We start from the raw sequence: 18,414 nt of genomic DNA, 5'->3' as shown, positions 1-18,414 counted from the left end.
TTGGGGAACCTTCGGGCCTGGCGAACCAACCGAGCGACTGCGGAGTGTGAGCAACAAATAATGGCGACAGACTACGATGCGCCACGCAAGACTGAGGAGGACCTCAGCGAGGACTCCCTCGAGGCGTTGAAAGCGCGGCGTGCGGAAAAGCCTTCCGCAGTGGTCGATGTAGACGAAGCGGACCTTGCGGAAGGCTACGAACTGCCCGGCGCGGACTTGTCCGGGGAGGAATTGCTGGTCCGGGTGATGCCGGCCCAGGCCGACGAATTCACCTGTGCCTCCTGTTTCCTCGTCCGCCACCGTTCGCAGGTTGCCCGCGAAAAGGACGGCCTCAAGTACTGCAAGGACTGCGAGGGCTAGGAGTTCAGCACGGCGATCAGTTTGTCGGGGTGCCGGGTGGACGTGAGCCAGTAAGGGGTGCGGTCCGAGGGATCTGTGATTTCAATCCGGACCACCGGATCGATCCAGCCGCGGATGCACATGAACGCAAGGCCGTTGAGCCGGGTTCCGCGTTCCGCCGTCGCCTCCGTGCCCCGGAACGCGGACGCGGCGCCTACGAAGCGGCGTTCGATTGCGGCCCGGCCAACGCGCAGGGTGGAGCCGGTGACCGTAATGGAGGGGGTCGAGAGGACCAGCAGCACGGTGATGATCGTGAACAGGACGACGGCGGCGGTAAGCCCGGCGGTCATGCTGATGGGGGCAAACACCAGGATCCCGGCGCCCGACAGTCCCGCAGACATCAGCCAGATCCAGAAGTTCGGCCAGAGCTTCTCGCTGAACATAACGGCGGTGTCGCTGGGGGTCTTGGGGGCAGGCACGGCTGCACTGGATTCGGGCATAAGCCCAGCTTTCCACTTTTCCCGGGCTATTTCACCTCGGCGGCAGAAGCGGGGGGTTGGGTTCCGCGCCTGCCGGCCGCGGCTAGGCCTATCTTCCCGGCGGGCGTTAGAGTGAGGAACTGTGACTAAAGAAACGACTGCACTGGGCGCCGCCGAAATGGCAGCACCGGAAGAACATCCAGAAAAACAGCCAGCGGCAGGGTTCGGGACCCCCACCCTGACGGTGCAGCTGAAGATGCTCGACGACGGCCTGGAGCCGCCGTCGTATGCGCACCCGGGCGACGCCGGAGCGGACCTCCGCGCCCGCGAGGACGTGGTGCTGGAACCGGGGGAGCGCCGGCTGGTGTCCACCGGTGTGGCCATTGCCCTCCCCGACGGCTTCGTGGCCCTGATCCACCCGCGGTCAGGGCTCGCGACCAAGCACGGACTGACAGTCGTGAACGCCCCGGGCACCGTCGACGCCGGCTACCGCGGAGAAATTTCGGTGACGCTGCTCAATACTGACCGCGACCACGCGATTGAACTCAAGCGCGGCGATAGAATTGCACAAATGGTTATTCAGCGCGTGGAGTACGCCACGTTCCTGCCGGTCCAGGACCTCAGCGGCTCGGTCCGCGGCGGCGGAGGCTTCGGATCCACCGGCGGCTTCGGCGCGCCGGTCTGACCCAAAGCCGGCCAGACCGCAGTATTGCAGTGACTTATGAGCGGGACCCATTGGCAGGACGCACCAGCCGGCCGCTGTCTCTGCCCTGAGTGCAGAATCAGACAGCCGGCGCCGTGCGGACGTGGGGCGACGCCGGCGGCACGGAATCACAACTAAGGAGACAACCCCATGGTTTTTGGGCGTGGCAGGAAAGCCAAGCAGGAACAGCTGACAGATTCCGGGGAAACCCAGGAGGCTGTCACTGACGCCTCCGCCGACGACTCCGCCGGGACGTCCGCCGGGACGTCTGCTAGAGGCCGCGGCGCCACAGGTCCTTTCGACGTGTCTGAAATCGAGGACCAGGACGGCTACGTCGACCTCGGGGCGCTCCTGATTGCTCCCGCCGAAGGCCTGCAGCTCCGGCTCGAGGTCGAGGAAGCGACCCAGCGGGTCGTCGCCGTCACCATGGACCTGAACGGCTCCAGCCTCCAGCTCCAGGCCTTCGCGGCTCCCCGCTCCGAGGGCCTGTGGGAGGAAATCCGCGAGCAGATCGGCCAGTCGGTGGGCAGCCAGGGCGGCCAGGTCGAGGAGGTCCAGGGCGGGTTCGGCAGCGAACTGCTCGCCAAGCTCCCCGCCAGCGGCGCCGACGGAAGCCACGGCTACCGCGTGGCCCGCTTCATCGGCGTCGACGGTCCGCGCTGGTTCCTCCGCGGCGTCTTCGGCGGCGAGGCCGCGGTGGACCGCGACGCCGCCGCAGGCCTCGAGGGGCTGTTCCGGCAGATCGTGGTGGTACGCGGTGAGAACCCCATGCCGCCGCGCGACCTGCTGCAGCTCCGCCTGCCGAAGGAAAACGCCGTGCCCGCACCGCAGTCCGCCCCGGACCTCGGGCAGCCGGAACGTGGACCGGAGACTACCCAGATTGGCTGACGCCCCCCGCCAGGACCCGGCCTCCTCCATCTCCGTGAGGGGGTTGCCGGACCGTGGCCGCGTGCTGTGCCAGGGGTACATCGAGTCGGTCACCTACGCACCGGCGAGCAACGTGGCCGCCTTCACTGCGGTCGTCGTCGACCACGATGCGCCCAAAACCCGCGGCGCCAAAGCGGTCCCCGGAGGGTCCGCTGCAGCCGCCCAGCCCGCCGCCCAGCCTGCCGCCCAGCCTGCCGCCGGGCCGCGGCGGCAGCGGCCCGCCGTCCCGAAGGACCGGCTCCGGGTTGTCTGGCTCGGGCGGCGCCGGATCTCCGGGATCGACGCCGGCACCGAACTCCGGCTGCAGGGCATGGTCACCGTGCGCGACGGCCTGCCGACCATGTTCAATCCCCGCTACGAAATAGTCGCCCGCCAGGAGGAACAATGACCGTGCCCGAGAAGCCCGAGCCCGTTGTCCAGCCCGGCGCAGCCCGGCCGGGACCAGTCCAGCCCGGCGCAGCCCGGCCGGGACCAGTCCAGCCCGGCGCAGCCCAGCCGGGACCAGTCCAGCCCGGCGCAGCCCAGCCGGGACCAGCCCAGCCCGGCGCAGCCCGGCCGGGACCAGTCCAGCCCGGCGCAGCCCGGCCGGGACCAGTCCAGCCCGGCGCAGCCCAGCCGGGACCGGTCCGGGAACCCGCAGCGGCCCAGCCGACCGTGGCGCAGCTCGCCGAGGGCTACGCGGCCAAGGCCGGACTGCACCGTTCCGGCAACGGCAACATCGACGTGCTCAAGAGCGCCGGCGGGGCCCAGGGCATTGCCGAAAGCATCCTCCCGGGCCTGGTCTTCCTGGTCGCCTTCACGATCACGCGTGAGCTGCCCCTGGCGCTGATCGCGGCGCTGACCGTGGCCGCGGCCTTCACCCTCGTCCGGCTGGGCCAGCGCAAACCGCTGACGCAGGCACTGGCGGGGATTGTCGGCGTCGGGATCTCCGCGTGGCTGGCCAACAGCACGGGCAAGGCCGAGGACTTCTACGTCCCGGGGTTCTTCACCAACTTCGCCTACATCGTGGCGATGACCATCTCGATTGCCGTGCGCTGGCCCTTTGCCGGGCTGATCTTCGGGTTCATCCGGAACGAGGGCCTGGACTGGCGCAAGGAACCGGCGCGGGTCACGGCCTACCAGATCGGTACCTGGGTGATCATCGCGGTGCTGGCCCTGCGGCTGCTGGTCCAGGTTCCGCTGTACTTCATGGGCGAGTCCGGCTTCGCGGCCCTCGCCACGACGCGGCTGCTGATGGGCCCACCGCTGTACATCCTGGGCATCTGGGTCGCCTGGCTGCTGACCCGGCCGACCCCAACCGCCACACCAGCGGCCTAGCCGCCGGTTGAGCTATCAGTAAACGCCGTTTTCAGCGTGCAGAACCTCCCGGACTGATGGCGCAACCGGGCTAGCCGTCGAAGCCGTCGTTTTCCGGCAGCGGGTTCTCGTTCCCGTGCGGAGCTGAGGTGGTGACGGGGTGCTGCCCGGTGACCTGCCCGTCCTCATCCTGCGACTCCGGCGAGAGCAGGGCACGCAGCTCATCCTCGGCCGCGATCGTGGTCACGAAGAACAGCTCGTCCCCGCCGTCAATCACGTCATCACGGCTCGGCGTGATCGGCGCCTGGTCCCGCAGGATCGCCACCAGGGTCGAATCCTCCGGCCACTCGATGTCGCCCACTGTCAGGCCAACCACATGCGAATCGTGGGGGACCGTGAACTCCACCAGCGATGACACACCAGTCTGCAGGGTCAGCAGGCGGACGAGGTCGCCGATCTCCACGGCCTCCTCGACCAGGGCGGTCATCAGCTGCGGGGTATTGACCGCGACGTCGACGCCCCAGGAGTCGTCGAACATCCAGTCATTTTTGGGGTTGTTGACCCGGCCCACAGTCCGTCCGACGCCGAACTCGGTCTTCGCCAGCAGCGAGACCACCAGGTTGACCTTGTCGTCACCGGTCGCGGAGACCACGACGTCGGCGTCCTCAAGTTTCGCGTCCTGGAGTGTGCTCAGCTCGCAGGCGTCGCCGACCAGCCAGTGTGCGCCGCGCAGGCCGCTGCGCCCGATCACCTCTGGTTTCAGGTCGATCAGCAGGATCTCGTGTTTGTGGGCCAGCAGTTCGCGTGCGATCGAGGAACCGACGCTTCCCGCCCCGACAATGACGACTTTCACTTAAAACTCCTTGGCGGGGGACTTGGCAAGAATGTGGGCGACTTCGGTGCTGCGGTCCACACCCAGCATGGCGTGCACGGTGTCGCCATCCTGGTAGAGGGTGGCGGCGGCGGGCAGCATGCCCTCGCCGAACCGGGTCAGGTAGGCGACGCGGATCCCGGCGGCCTTCTCGATCGCGGTGACCGGGTGGCCGATCCAGTCAGGGTTCAGATCCACCTCGGCGAGCACAAGCCGGCCGGAGGGGTCCCGGAAGTCGCCGGCGAGGTGCTGTTCGGGCAGGATCCGGCGGAGCACCTGGTCCGCGCTCCAGCGCACGGCGGCGACCGTGGGGATGCCAAGGCGCTGGTAGATCTCGGCGCGGCCCGGGTCGTAGATCCTGGCGACCACATGGGGGACATGGAAGGTCTCGCGGGCCACTCGGGTGGCCAGGATGTTGGAGTTGTCGCCGCTCGAGACGGCGGCGAAGGCATAGGCATCCGCGACGCCGGCCTGCTTGAGGGTCTCCCGGTCAAAGCCGACGCCCGTCACCTTGCGGCCGGTGAAGCCCGTGCGGAGCCGCCGGAAGGCGCGGTCGTCCTGATCGATGATGGCCACGGAATGGCCCGCGTCCTCGAGTGTGTGCGCGAGGGTTGCCCCCACGCGGCCACAACCCATAATCACGAAGTGCGCCAACCGTGCCTCCTGTTGCTCCTGTACTGCTGCTGGGTAAAACTCTACCGGCCACCGCGGCCCGGGCAGCCAGCCCCGCGGGCGCGGCAGCGACCCGCCCGGCAGCGGACCGGGCGCAGGCCCGACAGCAGGCTCTGGTGCCCGCCATGCTGCCCGGCGGGAGCCGCCCGGACGGCGGGGATCGTCGCCGTCATGACATCGCGTCCGAATCGGACTAGCTTTGTGTGGTGCCGACAATATTCAATGCCGTGAAGCGGGTGCTGGTAGGCAGGCCGTTCCGGAACGACAACCTGGCTCACACCCTGCTTCCGAAGCGGATCGCCCTGCCCGTTTTCGCCTCCGACGCGCTGTCCTCCGTGGCGTACGCGCCGGACGAAATCCTCCTGACGCTGGCGCTGGCCGGCGTCAGCGCCGTGGCGTTCTCGCCCTGGGTGGGTCTGGCCGTCATGGTGGTGCTGCTGACCGTCGTCGCCTCCTACCGCCAGAACGTCCATGCCTACCCCTCCGGCGGCGGCGATTACGAGATCGCCAACGAGAACCTTGGCAAATATGCGGGGCTCACCGTCGCCTCCGCGCTGCTGGTCGATTACGTGCTGACCGTCGCCGTGTCGATGTCCTCCGCCGCAACGTACCTGACCACCGCGGTGCCTTCCCTGCATGGCCAGCAGGCCACCATCGCGACGATCGGGGTCGTGGTCCTGTCCCTCGTGAACCTGCGCGGCATCAAGGAAGCCGGCACCGTGTTCGCCCTGCCGACCTACATCTTCATGGCCTCCATCCTCGGCATGACCGCCATCGGCGTCTTCCAGGCCGCCACCGGGCAGCTGGGCGAGGCGCCCTCGGCGGCGTTCACGATTGTTCCCGCGCCGGGCTTCGACGAGGGCCTGGTCGGCCTCGCCGGCGCGTTCCTGCTGCTCCGGGCCTTCTCCTCCGGTGCCGCAGCGCTGACCGGCATTGAGGCGATCAGCAACGGTGTGCCGAACTTCCAGAAGCCGAAGAGCAAAAACGCGGCCACCACCCTGCTCCTGCTCGGCGTGATAGCCGCTTCCATGCTTGCCGGGATCATCTACCTTGCAAACGCCACCAAGGTGCACATCGTGCTGGACCCGGCGACCGAGTTCCTGCTGAACGGCGAGCTGCTGCCCGAGGACTATATCCAGAGTCCTGCGATCAGCCAGATCGCCCAGACGATCTTCGGCGCCGCGACCATCCCCTTCTTCATCGTGGTCGCCGCGACCGGCGTAATCCTCGTCTTCGCCTCCAACACGGCCTTCAACGGTTTCCCGGTGCTCGGCTCGATCCTGGCCCAGGACGGTTACCTGCCCCGCCAGCTGCGCACCCGCGGGGACCGGCTGGCCTTTAGCAACGGCGTCCTGGCGCTGGCCGCCGGCGCCCTGGTGCTGATCATCGCCTTCAATGCGGACGTCACCAAGCTCATCCAGCTCTACATCGTGGGCGTCTTCATCTCCTTCACCATCAGCCAGCTTGGGATGGTCCGGCACTGGGGCCGGGCGCTTAAACTCGCCAAGGACCCCGCGGTGAAGCGGCGGATGCTCAAGTCGCGCACCATCAACGGCATCGGCTTCGGCATGACCGCCACGGTCCTGCTGATCGTCCTGATCACCAAGTTTCAGCAGGGTGCCTGGATCGCGCTGCTGGCCATGTTCGTGCTGTTCCTGATCATGTGGAGCATCCGGGCGCACTACGACAACGTGGCCAAGGAACTCGCCGTGGACGAGGACTCCTCGCCGCGGGCCCTGCCCACCCGGGTGCACGCGGTGCTGCTCGTCTCGCATGTCCGCAAACCCGTGCTGCGGGCCCTGGCCTACGCCCGCGCATCGCGGCCCTCCCGGCTGGATGCCGTCACCGTGGACATCAGCAGCGAGGAGACAGAGCAGACCATCGCGGACTGGGAGAAGCTGGAAATCCCGGTACCGTTGACGGTGCTGGCCAGTCCGTTCCGCGAAACGGTGACGCCCATCATGGAGTACATCAAGAACATGCGGCGCGATTCGCCCCGCGACCTTATCGTCGTCTACATCCCCGAGTACGTCGTGGGTAAGTGGTGGGAGCAACTGGTGCACAACCAGACCGCACTGCGCATTAAGGCCCGGCTGCACTTCGAGCCGGGCGTCATGGTGGCCAGTGTGCCGTGGCAGCTGAAATCATCCGAAGAAGCGAAGAGACTGCAGGACATCCAATGAGCCCCGACACCCAGACGCAACCCCACACCGAACTGATCGTCGACATCGGGCCGGTCGCCCACGGCGGGCACTGCGTGGCCCGGCATGAGGGGCGTGTGGTCTTCGTCCGCCACGGCATCCCCGGCGAGAAGGTCCGGGTCCGGCTCACGGAGTCCGGCCCGGACGCCAAGTTCTGGCGCGGCGACGTCGTGGAGGTGCTGGAGTCTTCCCCCGACCGGGTGGAGCACTTCTGGGACCTGGCCGATTCCGTGCGCTCCTGGTCGCACCGCCACCCGCCCGTGGGAGGCGCCGAACTGGGCCACATCTCCCTGGGGCGCCAGCGCAGCCTCAAGGCCGAGGTGCTGGCTGAACAGCTGCGCCGCCTCGCCGGCGTGGATCTCACGCATGTGGGGGAGGGAGTGACGGTGGAGGCCGTGGGGGAAGCCGGAACCGAAGCGAGGACCGGCCTCGCCTGGCGCACCCGCGCCGGCTTCGCCGTGACCCCAGCCGGAAAGCTCGGCATGCACGCGCACCGCTCCGACCAGGTCCTTCCGGTCCGGGAGATGCCCCTGGCCTCGGACGCCATCAACGCCCTCCGGCTCTGGGACATCGACCTGCAGGGCATCGACCGCATTGAAGTCGCCGCCCCGGCCAACGGCTCCCGCCCGCTGGTGCTCCTGGTTCCGGCCCCGGGAACGCGCGCCAAGCGGCTCAGCGCAGTCCTCGCCCAGCTGCCCGAGGACGTCTCGGTCGCGAGCTTCGATCCGGTCAAGGGCGAAGTGCTGCGGCTGCGCGGACGCACCTACGTCCAGGAGACCGCGTCCGGCCACGACTTCCGTGTCACCGGCGACGGTTTCTGGCAGATCCACCGGGACGGCCCGGACACCCTGGCGGGGGCTGTGACCGGATTCCTGCACGACGGCGGCTTCCTGGAACCGGGCGCCGTGGTGGCGGACCTGTACGCCGGGGCGGGGCTGTTCACCGCGCCGCTCGCGGACGCCGTGGGTGTCACCGGGTCCGTGCTGTCCGTGGAAGGATCACCCGGCAGCAGCCGGGACGCCCGCAAAAACCTCCATGACGCGACCCAGGTGGAGATCGTCCAGGGCCGGGTGGAACGTGTCCTGCGCGAGAAAGCTCGCAACTTTGACGCCATCCTGCTGGACCCGCCCCGGGCCGGTGCCGGCAAGGCCGTCGTGAACCAGTTGGTCGGGGCGGGTACCCGGGCGGTGGCCTATGTGTCCTGCGATCCGGCGTCCTTTGCCCGCGATGTGGGCTACTTCCAGCAGTCCGGCTGGGAGCTGGCGCGGCTGCGGGCCTTCGACCTGTATCCGCACACCCACCACATGGAGACTGTGGCGCTGCTGACTCCCCGGGGCTGAGGCCACTAGGATGGGCCGGGTAGTCCGACGTCGCGCTCCGTAATCACGGCTGACCTCCTGCACCCTGTACTGGTCCTTGTGCGAATAAGGCCGGCGCGCTAGTTAGGCCAACCTAACTAGCAGGGGGTCTGCGGCGCGACAAAGATAAAACTGTTGCGAGAGGAGTCCTGCGATGAGCATTGTGGACAGCTTCGGTTCAAAAGGCAAACTTAATGTAGCCGGTACCGAATACGAAATTTTCCGGTTGAACTCCGTTGAAGGTGCAGAAAACCTTCCGTTCAGCCTCAAGGTATTGCTTGAAAACCTGTTGAGGACCGAGGACGGCGCCAACATTACGGCCGATCACGTCCGAGCACTGGCCGGCTGGGACCCCAGCGCCGAGCCCGACACTGAAATCCAGTTCACGCCGGCGCGCGTGATCATGCAGGACTTCACTGGCGTGCCCTGCGTTGTGGACCTTGCCACCATGCGTGAAGCAGTCAAGGAACTCGGCGGTGACCCTAAGCGGGTCAACCCGCTGGCTCCTGCCGAAATGGTGATCGACCACTCCGTGCAGATCGATTTCTCCGGCAACACCGGCGCACTGGAGCGCAATATGGAGATCGAGTACCAGCGCAACGGCGAGCGGTACCAGTTCCTGCGGTGGGGCCAGACAGCCTTCGATGACTTCAAGGTCGTCCCGCCGGGAACCGGCATCGTGCACCAGGTCAACATCGAGTACCTGGCCCGCACCGTCATGACCCGCGAAATTGACGGCGTCGTCCGGGCTTACCCGGACACCTGCGTCGGCACGGATTCGCACACCACCATGGTCAACGGCCTGGGTGTGCTGGGCTGGGGCGTCGGCGGCATCGAAGCCGAGGCGGCCATGCTTGGCCAGCCCGTCTCCATGCTGATCCCGCGCGTCGTGGGCTTCAAGCTGACCGGGTCCATCCCGGCCGGCGCAACCGCCACCGATGTCGTCCTGACCATCACCGAGCAGCTGCGTAAGCACGGTGTGGTCGGCAAGTTCGTGGAGTTCTACGGCGAAGGCGTCGCGGCTGTGCCGCTGGCCAACCGCGCCACCATCGGCAACATGAGCCCGGAGTTCGGCTCCACGGCCGCCATGTTCCCGATCGACGACGTCACCCTCGACTACCTGCGCCTCACCGGCCGCTCGGACGAGAACGTTGCCCTCGTGGAGTCCTACGCGAAGGAACAGGGCCTCTGGCACGATCCTTCCAAGGAGATCAAGTTCTCCGAGTACCTCGAGCTGGACCTGTCGACGGTTGTTCCGTCGATTTCCGGCCCGAAGCGCCCGCAGGACCGCATCATCCTCACCGAGTCCAAGGACCAGTTCCGCCAGGACCTGCGCAACTACGTGAAGGAAGAGCTGGCCGGCGGAAGCGTGGACGAGGCAATCGACGAAAGCTTCCCCGCTTCCGACGCGCCGTCCTTCACGGGCTCCGCGAGCCACCTCACGGACGAGGCCCCGCACGCCCACGGTCCGGCGGCCAACGGCCGCCAGTCCAACCCGGTCAGCGTCAAGACCGCGGACGGCCGCGAGTTCGAGCTGGACCACGGCGCAGTGTCGATCGCCTCGATCACGTCCTGCACCAACACGTCCAACCCGTCCGTGATGCTGGCCGCCGCACTGCTGGCCCGCAACGCCGTCGACAAGGGCCTGACCTCGAAGCCGTGGGTCAAGACCTCCGTGGCTCCCGGGTCCAAGGTCGTCACCGACTACTACAACAAGTCGGGCCTGACCCCGTATCTGGAGAAGCTCGGTTTCTACATCGTCGGTTACGGCTGCGCGACCTGCATCGGCAACTCCGGCCCGCTCGACGCTGAAATCTCCGAGGCCATCCAGGCCAACGACCTTTCCGTCACCGCCGTGCTCTCCGGTAACCGCAACTTCGAAGGCCGGATCAACCCGGACGTGAAGATGAACTACCTGGCCTCCCCGCCGCTGGTCATCGCTTACGCCCTGGCCGGAACCATGGACTTCGATTTCGAGACCGACGCCCTGGGACAGGACGAGGCCGGCAACGACGTCTTCCTGAAGGACATCTGGCCGAACCCGGTCGAGGTCCAGCAGGTCATCGATTCCTCGATTGACAAGGAAATGTTCGCCCGCGGCTACGAGGGCGTCTTCGAAGGCGACGACCGCTGGAAGGCACTCTCCACCCCGGCCGGCGACACCTTCGCCTGGGATCCGAAGTCCACGTACGTCCGGAAGCCCCCGTACTTCGATGGCATGAAGGCACAGCCGGAACCCGTCACGGACATCACCGGCGCCCGGGTGCTGCTGATGCTGGGCGACTCCGTCACCACGGACCACATCTCCCCGGCAGGATCGTTCAAGTCGGACACCCCGGCCGGGCAGTACCTGCTGGCCAACGGTGTGGCGCGCAAGGACTTCAACTCCTACGGCTCACGGCGTGGCAACCACGAGGTCATGATCCGCGGAACGTTCGCGAACATCCGGATCAGGAACCAGATCCTGGACGGCGTCGAGGGTGGCTTCACCCGCGACTTCACCCAGGCCGACGGCCCGCAGGCCTATGTCTACGACGCCGCGCAGAACTACGAGACCGCCGGCATCCCGCTGGTTGTCCTGGCCGGCAAGGAATACGGCTCCGGCTCGTCCCGTGACTGGGCAGCAAAGGGCACCGCACTCCTGGGCATCAAGGCTGTCGTGGCCGAAAGCTACGAGCGCATCCACCGCTCCAACCTGATCGGCATGGGCGTCCTGCCCCTGCAGTACCCGGCCGGCCAGAACGCTGCCAGCCTCGGGCTGACCGGCACGGAAACCTTCGCCGTTGAAGGCGTCACCGCCCTCAACGAAGGCACCACGCCGAAGACGCTCAAGGTCACCGCCACGGCCGAAGACGGCACCGTCACGTCCTTCGATGCGGTCCTGCGCATCGATACCCCGGGCGAGGCTGACTACTACCGCAACGGCGGCATCCTGCAGTACGTCCTGCGGCAGATCTCCGCCAACTAGCAAAGCGCTCCTCCCGCAGGGGGGAACAGTTGCCAGGTGCGAAAGCCCCGGCCGGTCCCTGACCGGCCGGGGCTTTTTCGCGCCCAGCGCATTCCGGCACCAAGGCTTCTCCGGAGGCGTTAGAGTTAAAAGGCATGTCTACCACCCGAAGGAGGGGCCGTTGGGAATCTTGGAGACCATCCGGAGTCCGCAGGACCTGAGCAAGTTGTCAGAGGCGCAGCTGGATCAGCTGGCAGCTGAGGTCAGGGAATTCCTGATCGGCAACGTCTCCCAGACGGGCGGGCACCTGGGCCCGAACCTCGGCGTCGTCGAACTCACTATCGCGGTCCACCGGATCTTTGATTCCCCCCGCGACAGCATCGTCTTCGATACCGGCCACCAGTCCTACGTGCACAAGCTCCTCACCGGACGCCAGGACTTCAGCACCCTGCGCCAGCAGGGCGGAATGTCCGGCTACCCGGACCGCGCCGAATCCGTGCACGACATCGTCGAAAGCTCGCACGCTTCCTCCTCGCTCTCCTGGGCGGACGGGATCTCCCGCGCCCGCCAGCTGACCGGCGACGGCGACCGCTACGTCATCGCCGTCGTGGGTGACGGCGCCCTGACCGGCGGCATGGCCTGGGAGGCTCTGAACAACATCGCCGCGGACAAGAAGCGCCGTGTCGTGATTGTCGTGAACGACAACGGCCGCTCCTACGCCCCGACGGTCGGCGGATTAGCGGACTACCTCGCCTCGCTGCGCCCCACCATCGATTCCTTCCGCGCCGCGCCGGCCTACGAAGGCACCCTGGACTGGTGGCGGAAAAAGCTGCAGAACGGCGGACCCGCGGGCCAGTTCACCTACCGCAGCCTGCACGCCATGAAGAAGGGCGTCAAGGACTGGTGGGCACCGCAGGGCATGTTCGAGGACCTCGGGATGAAGTACATCGGACCCGTGGACGGCCACAACCTCCAGGCCATGGAACACGCCCTTGCCACCGCCAGGAACTACGCCGGTCCCGTGATCGTGCACGCCATGACCGAGAAGGGCCACGGCTACGCGCCCGCCCGCGCCCATGAAGCGGACCAGTTCCACGCCGTCGGGATCATCGACCCGGAAACTGGCGAGCCGACGGAGGTCGGCGGGGCAAAGTCCTGGACCGCTGTCTTCGCCGACGAGATCGCCGACATCGCGGACGAGCGCAAGGACATCGTCGGCATCACGGGGGCCATGCTGATACCCGTCGGGCTGCACAAGTTCGCCGCCCGGCACCCGGAACGGGTGTTCGACGTCGGCATCGCCGAACAGCATGCCCTCACCTCCGCCGCCGGTATGGCGTTCGGCGGGCTGCACCCCGTAGTCGCCGTCTACGCGACGTTCCTGAACCGCGCCTTCGACCAGCTCCTGATGGACGTCGCCCTGCACAAGGCCGGCGTCACGATCGTCCTGGACCGGGCCGGCGTTACCGGGCCCGACGGCGCCAGCCACCACGGCATGTGGGACATGGCCATGGTCCAAATCGTTCCCGGCCTGCACCTTGCGGCGCCGCGCGACGCGAGCCGGCTGCGCGAGGAACTCCGCGAAGCCGTCGCCATCGAGGACGCCCCCAGCGTGATCCGCTACTCCAAGGGCACCGTGGGCGCCGAGGTCGAGGCCATCGAGCGGCTCAGTGACGGCGTGGATGTGCTGGCCCGCCGCCCGGCCGGGTCCAGCGACAACGACGTGCTGATCGTCAGCGTCGGCGCCATGTCCGAACTCGCTTTGGATGTCTCCAACCGGCTCGGCGCGCAGGGCATCAGCTCCACGGTCGTGGATCCCCGCTGGCTGCTCCCGGTCCGGAAATCGATCATCGCCCTCGCCTCCCACCACCGGCTCGTCATCTGCATCGAGGACGGGGTCCGTGCCGGCGGCGTCGGGTCCCGGATCCGCCAGGAAATGCGGGCCGCCGGGGTGGACACCGCGCTGAACGAGGTCGGCCTTCCGGTGGAGTTCCTCGTCCACGGAACCCGCAGCCAGGTGCTCGAACGGGTCGGTTTGACCGCCCAGCAGGTCACCCACGACGTCGTGGCGCAGGTCCTGGGGACCAAGGTGCCCTTCGCGCGGCCCCTTCCGGGCCAGGAACAACCCAGCACGGGCAGCCTGCCCATCCTGTGAGGATCTCTGTGAGGATTCCCGAGGGACTGGTGCCGGGCGACCTGGTGGTGTCCCGGAACCGGAAATGGAACGGTAAGGCCCACTGGGTGGTGCCCGGCACCTACCTCGGCGAGGACGACCACGGCTGGTGGATCTTCCAGGGAACCAATGAGTTCTGCGCCCGCCCGGGCGCGGCGTTCTACGCCGAATCCGACGCCGTGCTGCTCGTCCCGCGCACCGGGGAGTACGTGGCCACGTTCTACGACGAGGCGCATCCCGCCGGCGTCCAGGTCTACGTCGACCTGGCGACCGGCCACGGCTGGAACACGATCCGGCCCGGAGTCACCGAGTTCCACCTGATCGACATGGACCTTGACGTGATCCGGACCGCGGACCGCGGGGTGTACGTGGACGATCAGGACGAGTTTGCCGAACACCGGATCGAGATGGACTACCCCGCAGACGTGGTGGACCGGATCAGCGCCGCGTCGAACCAGCTTTACCAGGCCGTCAAGGCACAACAGCCACCCTTCGACGGCGCAGACCGCGAATGGTTCAGGAGAGGACGGGCATGAGCGGAATTATCCGGGTTTACAAACGCAACGACGACGGGGTCCTCGAGTTCAGGGAGGGCTGGTTCGACGAGGATTACAGCCAGTTCGTGATGAACCACGGAGTCGTCGGGCACCAGAGCAAAACCGATGAGACCGACGTCGCCGACGCCGCCGCTGCGGAGGGCCTGATGGATGCCTTTGCCGTGCAGTGCGCCGAGGACGGCTTCGCCGAGATCCCCGAGGAGGAGCAGTCCTGGGTTGTCGCCCAATACGCCCTGAAAACCAAGGACGGCACGGACCGCGACCGCTACCTTGAGGAAAAGGCCAAGGACGCCCTGATCAGCCACCTGGCCTGGCGCGGCCTCGGCGTAGTGGACCGCTCGGAATTCTCGGATGCCAAGTTGAACATCTTCATTCTCACTCCGGACGTCAACAAGGCCGTCAACGCGATCAAGGTCTGCATCCGCGGCGAGGACCTGGACTTCACCAAACTGAGCATCGGTGCCGCAGCCTTCCGCGAGACCTCCTTCAAGCTCAAGCACTCTCCGAAGCCGGCCAACAGCTTCACCCTGTAGTTCCGGGGAAGCTCCACCGGCACGATCCACATCAGTTTTGGGGGACATCGACTGGAAGGCATGCATCATGGCGCCGAAATCCGTTGAACCTGGCCGTACCCCGCTGCCGCGGGGGATCGCGGCTCCCGCCCGCCGGGCCCTCGCCCACGCCGGCGTCGAGAGCCTTGAGCAGGTGGTGGCGCTGGGGGGCCGTGCCCTCGCCGGGATGCACGGCATCTGCCCCCGGACCCTCGCCCAGCTCGAGGATGCCCTGGACGAACGCGGGCTGGAACTGCCTGCAGGGTAGCGACGGGCCGGCAGTGCCGGTCCTTCCAGGGGGCCGCTGCCGGCCGTTATAGGCTGAACCCCATGACTGAATACCGCCGCGTAGGAAATTCCGGACTGACCGTCTCGGTCGTAGGGCTTGGCTGCAACAATCTGGGCCGGTCCAATACGGTGACTGAGTCGCAGGAGGGGACCGACGCCGTCGTGCATGCGGCCCTGGACGCCGGGATTACCCTCTTCGACGTGGCCGACAGCTACGGCCGGGAGCCGGGCCTCAGCGAGACGATGCTGGGCAAGGCCTTGAAAGGCCGCCGCGGCGACGCCGTCGTCGCCACGAAGTTCGGACTGGACATGCGCGGGACCAACGGCAACGACTTTGGTGCCCGCGGCTCCCGCCGCTACATCATCACCGCAGCGGAGGCCTCGCTGCGCCGGCTCGGGACGGACTGGATCGACCTCTACCAGTTCCACACCCCCGACCCGCTGACCCCGATCGAGGAGACCCTCGCCGCTCTCGACGAGCTCGTCACCAGCGGCAAGGTCCGCTACATCGGCCACTCCAACCGCGCCGGCTGGCAGATCGCCGAGGCCGAGTTCGTGGCCCGCGCCCGCGGGGGAGCACGCTTTATCTCCAGCCAGAGCCACTACAGCCTGCTGGACCGCCGCGCCGAGCTCGAGGTCACGCCCGCCGCCGAGGCCTACGGACTGGGCGTGCTGCCGTACTTCCCGCTCGCCAACGGCCTGCTGACCGGCAAGTACGCCAAGGACACCGCGCCCGAGGGCTCACGGCTCAGCCACACCCGCACCAATCTGGTCCACGACGCCGACTGGGACCAGCTGGCTGCCTTCAGCGCCTTCGCCGCCGAGCGCGGCCTGACGGAGATCCAGGTGGCGTTCTCCTGGCTCGCGGCCCAGCCCTCGGTCAGCAGCGTCATCGCCGGCGCCACCCGGCCCGAACAGGTCCGGCAGAACGCCGCTGCCGTGGCCTGGATTCCCAGCGCCGCTGAACGTGACGAACTGGGCGACATCTTCCCGCGGACGCCGAAGGTCGCGCTGTTCTAGATGGACCCGCTGTCACCGGGGGCCGCCGCCGGGTCCCGTTCCGGTGTGCCCGCACCGGCGCACACCATCCTGATGGACGTCGACACCGGAATCGACGACGCCCTGGCCCTCGTCTACCTGCTGTCCCGGCCGGAGGTCCACCTGCAGGCCATCACCTGCACGGCCGGGAACGTTGGTGCCCGCCAGGTCGCGCTCAACACCCTGGCGCTGCTTCAGCTTTGCGGCCGGCCGGGCGTCGAGGTGGCGATCGGCGCCGAGGTTCCGCTGGAAATCCCGCTGGTCACCACCGAGGAGACCCACGGGCCGCAGGGGATCGGCCACGCTGAGCTCCCGGCGCCCGCCCAGCAGATCTCGCCGCGCCACGCCGTCGACGTCTGGGTGGACGAAGTCCGGGCGCACCCGGGGGAGATCACCGGGCTGGTCACCGGGCCGCTGACCAACTTCGCCCTGGCACTGCGCCGCGAACCGGAGCTGCCGATGCTGCTCAAGGACCTCGTGATCATGGGCGGGAGCTTCTACTACCAGGGCAACACGACGCCGACGGCGGAATGGAACGTCTCGGTGGACCCGCACGCGGCCCGGGAAGTCTTCGCCGCCTACCGCGGCCTGCCGGAGGACAAGCTGCCGGTGGTGTGCGCGCTGGAGACCACGGAGCGGATCGAGATGCTGCCGGAGCACCTCCGGCGCCTCGGCGAGGCCGCCGGGGCCGGGCCCGAACTGGTTCTCCCGGAGCAGCCCGAAGGGCTCCGCAGCGCCTCAGCCAGCCCGCTCGTGGCCTGCCTGTCGGATGCGATCCGGTTCTACATGGAGTTCCACCGGCGCTACGACCAGGGCTACGTGGCCCACATGCATGACGCGTTCGCGGCCTGCGCCGCCGTCGTACGGACCCCGTTCACCACCCGCCTGGCCACCGTCGACGTGGAGACCCGCTCGCCCCTGCTGATCGGCACCACGGTGGCGGACTTCCGCGGGCTGTGGGGCCTGCCGCCCAACGCCCGGATCGTCGCCTCCAACGACCCGGAGCACTGCTTCGAGGAGCTGATTTCCTCCGTGGGCGCGCTGGCGCGGCGATGCATGTCCTCCGGGCCGGCCGCCACTGGCTAGGATGGTAGCTGCGCCGAGGTGACATAGGCGGATGTTGCAGCCCCCACCGAAGGACCATCCCCATGCCACAGCCGTCCCTGATCCTCCCTGCCACCGGAACCGGCCCCGGTGCCGACTGCGCCGCCGGCACAGCCAAAGGACGGCGCAACCGCCGCCTGCTGGAGCTCGCCGGCGCCGCCGCGATCGCGGCGACCTACGTCTTCCTTGTCCTCACCCAGCCTGCGGACATCGCCAACGGACCGGCCAGCTTCTCCGCGCTCGTGGCACTCGGCGGGTTCCTGCTCGGCGCGGTCCTGCTGATCGCCGCGGCACTCCCGGTGCTGCCCACGTCCACCCTGGTGCTGATGCCGGTGGCGCTCGTCCTGAACGTCGTCCTGGGCCAGCTCATGGGCAGCACCGGGCTCCCGTTCTACTTCGACGCCATCGGCACCGTCCTGATCGCCGTCCTCGCCGGCCCGGCGGCGGGAGCCGCCACGGGCGCGCTGAGCAGCATCGTCTGGTCCTTCTTCAACCCGACCGTGCTGCCCTTCGCCGCCGGGGCGGCGCTGATCGGCTTCCTCGCCGGACTGGCCGCCCGCGGCGGGCTGTTCCGCCGCTTCTACCTGGCACCGGTGGCCGGCTTCGTCACCGGCATCCTCGCCGGCGTCGTCTCCGCCCCGGTCGCGGCCTTCGTCTTTGGCGGCACCGCGGGCCTCGGCACCGGAGCGGTCGTCAGCGTCTTCCGCGCCGTGGGCGACTCCCTGCTGGCGGCCATCACCAAGCAGGCGCTGATCTCGGACCCGATGGACAAGGCCATCGTCTTCGCGATCGCCGCGCTGCTGGTCTACGCCCTGCCGCGCCGCACCACCTTCCAGTTCCCCTTCGTGCGGCGCTACCGGGTGCTCGCCGGCACGGGGCCGGAAACTTCCGACGCCTGAGGCCGGCACCC

18 protein-coding genes are annotated in these 18,414 nt (G+C 68.0%); 15 read left to right on the top strand and 3 right to left on the bottom strand.

What is annotated here, in order from left to right:
• The first annotated feature begins 60 nt into the window (after window positions 1–60).
• Entirely contained in the window at window positions 61–360 is a 300-nt protein-coding gene (locus ACZYZ3_RS16195) for a DUF4193 domain-containing protein (protein WP_463964827.1), read from the top strand.
• On the opposite strand, the gene ACZYZ3_RS16190 is transcribed toward ACZYZ3_RS16195, so the two are convergent.
• Window positions 357–839, bottom strand: a complete 483-nt coding sequence (locus ACZYZ3_RS16190) for a DUF3093 domain-containing protein (protein WP_463964826.1) — start codon at window positions 837–839, stop codon at window positions 357–359. The two genes, ACZYZ3_RS16195 and ACZYZ3_RS16190, sit on opposite strands and share 4 nt — an antisense overlap.
• Window positions 840–996: 157 nt before the next feature.
• On the opposite strand from ACZYZ3_RS16190, the gene dut reads away from it, so the two are divergent.
• From dut to ACZYZ3_RS16170, 4 genes are all read left to right on the top strand, one after another.
• Window positions 997–1,503 carry a dUTP diphosphatase gene (gene dut, locus ACZYZ3_RS16185; protein ID WP_463964841.1) on the top strand — a complete coding sequence of 169 codons (507 nt, stop codon included), beginning with the start codon at window positions 997–999 and terminating at the stop codon, window positions 1,501–1,503.
• 168 nt (window positions 1,504–1,671) lie between these two features.
• Window positions 1,672–2,409, top strand: a complete 738-nt coding sequence (locus ACZYZ3_RS16180; protein WP_463964825.1) for a DUF3710 domain-containing protein — start codon at window positions 1,672–1,674, stop codon at window positions 2,407–2,409.
• Window positions 2,402–2,836 carry a single stranded DNA-binding domain-containing protein gene (locus ACZYZ3_RS16175; RefSeq protein ID WP_463964824.1) on the top strand — a complete coding sequence of 145 codons (435 nt, stop codon included), beginning with the start codon at window positions 2,402–2,404 and terminating at the stop codon, window positions 2,834–2,836. The genes ACZYZ3_RS16180 and ACZYZ3_RS16175 overlap by 8 nt, the downstream gene beginning before the upstream one ends.
• Complete coding sequence (locus ACZYZ3_RS16170; protein WP_463964823.1) at window positions 2,833–3,765, top strand: DUF3159 domain-containing protein; 933 nt, start codon at window positions 2,833–2,835, stop codon at window positions 3,763–3,765. The genes ACZYZ3_RS16175 and ACZYZ3_RS16170 overlap by 4 nt, the downstream gene beginning before the upstream one ends.
• Window positions 3,766–3,835: 70 nt before the next feature.
• On the opposite strand, the gene ACZYZ3_RS16165 is transcribed toward ACZYZ3_RS16170, so the two are convergent.
• Window positions 3,836–4,597, bottom strand: coding sequence for a potassium channel family protein (locus ACZYZ3_RS16165; protein WP_463964822.1), 762 nt, complete (start codon window positions 4,595–4,597; stop codon window positions 3,836–3,838).
• On the bottom strand, window positions 4,598–5,269 hold the full coding sequence (locus tag ACZYZ3_RS16160) for a potassium channel family protein (RefSeq protein ID WP_463964821.1): 672 nt from the start codon (window positions 5,267–5,269) through the stop codon (window positions 4,598–4,600).
• A gap of 224 nt (window positions 5,270–5,493) precedes the next feature.
• Between ACZYZ3_RS16160 and ACZYZ3_RS16155 the strand changes: the two genes are divergently transcribed.
• From ACZYZ3_RS16155 to ACZYZ3_RS16110, 10 genes are all read left to right on the top strand, one after another.
• On the top strand, window positions 5,494–7,470 hold the full coding sequence (locus tag ACZYZ3_RS16155; RefSeq protein WP_463964820.1) for an APC family permease: 1,977 nt from the start codon (window positions 5,494–5,496) through the stop codon (window positions 7,468–7,470).
• Entirely contained in the window at window positions 7,467–8,828 is a 1,362-nt protein-coding gene (locus ACZYZ3_RS16150) for a class I SAM-dependent RNA methyltransferase (RefSeq protein ID WP_463964819.1), read from the top strand. Before ACZYZ3_RS16155 ends, ACZYZ3_RS16150 begins: the two co-directional genes overlap by 4 nt.
• 172 nt (window positions 8,829–9,000) lie before the next feature.
• The gene (locus tag ACZYZ3_RS16145; RefSeq protein ID WP_463964818.1) at window positions 9,001–11,814 is read left to right on the top strand and encodes an aconitate hydratase; all 2,814 of its coding nucleotides are present in this window, start codon (window positions 9,001–9,003) and stop codon (window positions 11,812–11,814) included.
• Window positions 11,815–11,974: 160 nt separating this feature from the next.
• The gene (gene dxs / locus ACZYZ3_RS16140; RefSeq protein ID WP_463964817.1) at window positions 11,975–13,948 is read left to right on the top strand and encodes a 1-deoxy-D-xylulose-5-phosphate synthase; all 1,974 of its coding nucleotides are present in this window, start codon (window positions 11,975–11,977) and stop codon (window positions 13,946–13,948) included.
• A gap of 2 nt (window positions 13,949–13,950) precedes the next feature.
• Window positions 13,951–14,502, top strand: a complete 552-nt coding sequence (locus tag ACZYZ3_RS16135; RefSeq protein ID WP_463964840.1) for a DUF402 domain-containing protein — start codon at window positions 13,951–13,953, stop codon at window positions 14,500–14,502.
• Complete coding sequence (locus ACZYZ3_RS16130) at window positions 14,499–15,056, top strand: hypothetical protein (protein ID WP_463964816.1); 558 nt, start codon at window positions 14,499–14,501, stop codon at window positions 15,054–15,056. The genes ACZYZ3_RS16135 and ACZYZ3_RS16130 overlap by 4 nt, the downstream gene beginning before the upstream one ends.
• A gap of 67 nt (window positions 15,057–15,123) precedes the next feature.
• Window positions 15,124–15,342: a helix-hairpin-helix domain-containing protein gene (locus ACZYZ3_RS16125; RefSeq protein WP_463964815.1), complete on the top strand. Its 219-nt coding sequence runs from the start codon at window positions 15,124–15,126 to the stop codon at window positions 15,340–15,342.
• Window positions 15,343–15,404: 62 nt separating this feature from the next.
• Window positions 15,405–16,382 (top strand): aldo/keto reductase, encoded by a 978-nt coding sequence (locus ACZYZ3_RS16120; protein ID WP_463964814.1) that lies wholly within the window; start codon window positions 15,405–15,407, stop codon window positions 16,380–16,382.
• 72 nt (window positions 16,383–16,454) lie between these two features.
• Window positions 16,455–17,486 carry a nucleoside hydrolase gene (locus ACZYZ3_RS16115; protein WP_463964839.1) on the top strand — a complete coding sequence of 344 codons (1,032 nt, stop codon included), beginning with the start codon at window positions 16,455–16,457 and terminating at the stop codon, window positions 17,484–17,486.
• Between the two features lie 62 nt (window positions 17,487–17,548).
• A complete protein-coding gene (locus tag ACZYZ3_RS16110) occupies window positions 17,549–18,403 on the top strand; it encodes an ECF transporter S component (RefSeq protein ID WP_463964813.1) in 855 nt (284 codons plus the stop codon).
• The last annotated feature ends 11 nt before the right edge of the window (window positions 18,404–18,414 follow it).

This window comes from Pseudarthrobacter linnaei (assembly GCF_055412825.1).
This window is presented reverse-complemented; position numbering and strand designations above follow the sequence as displayed.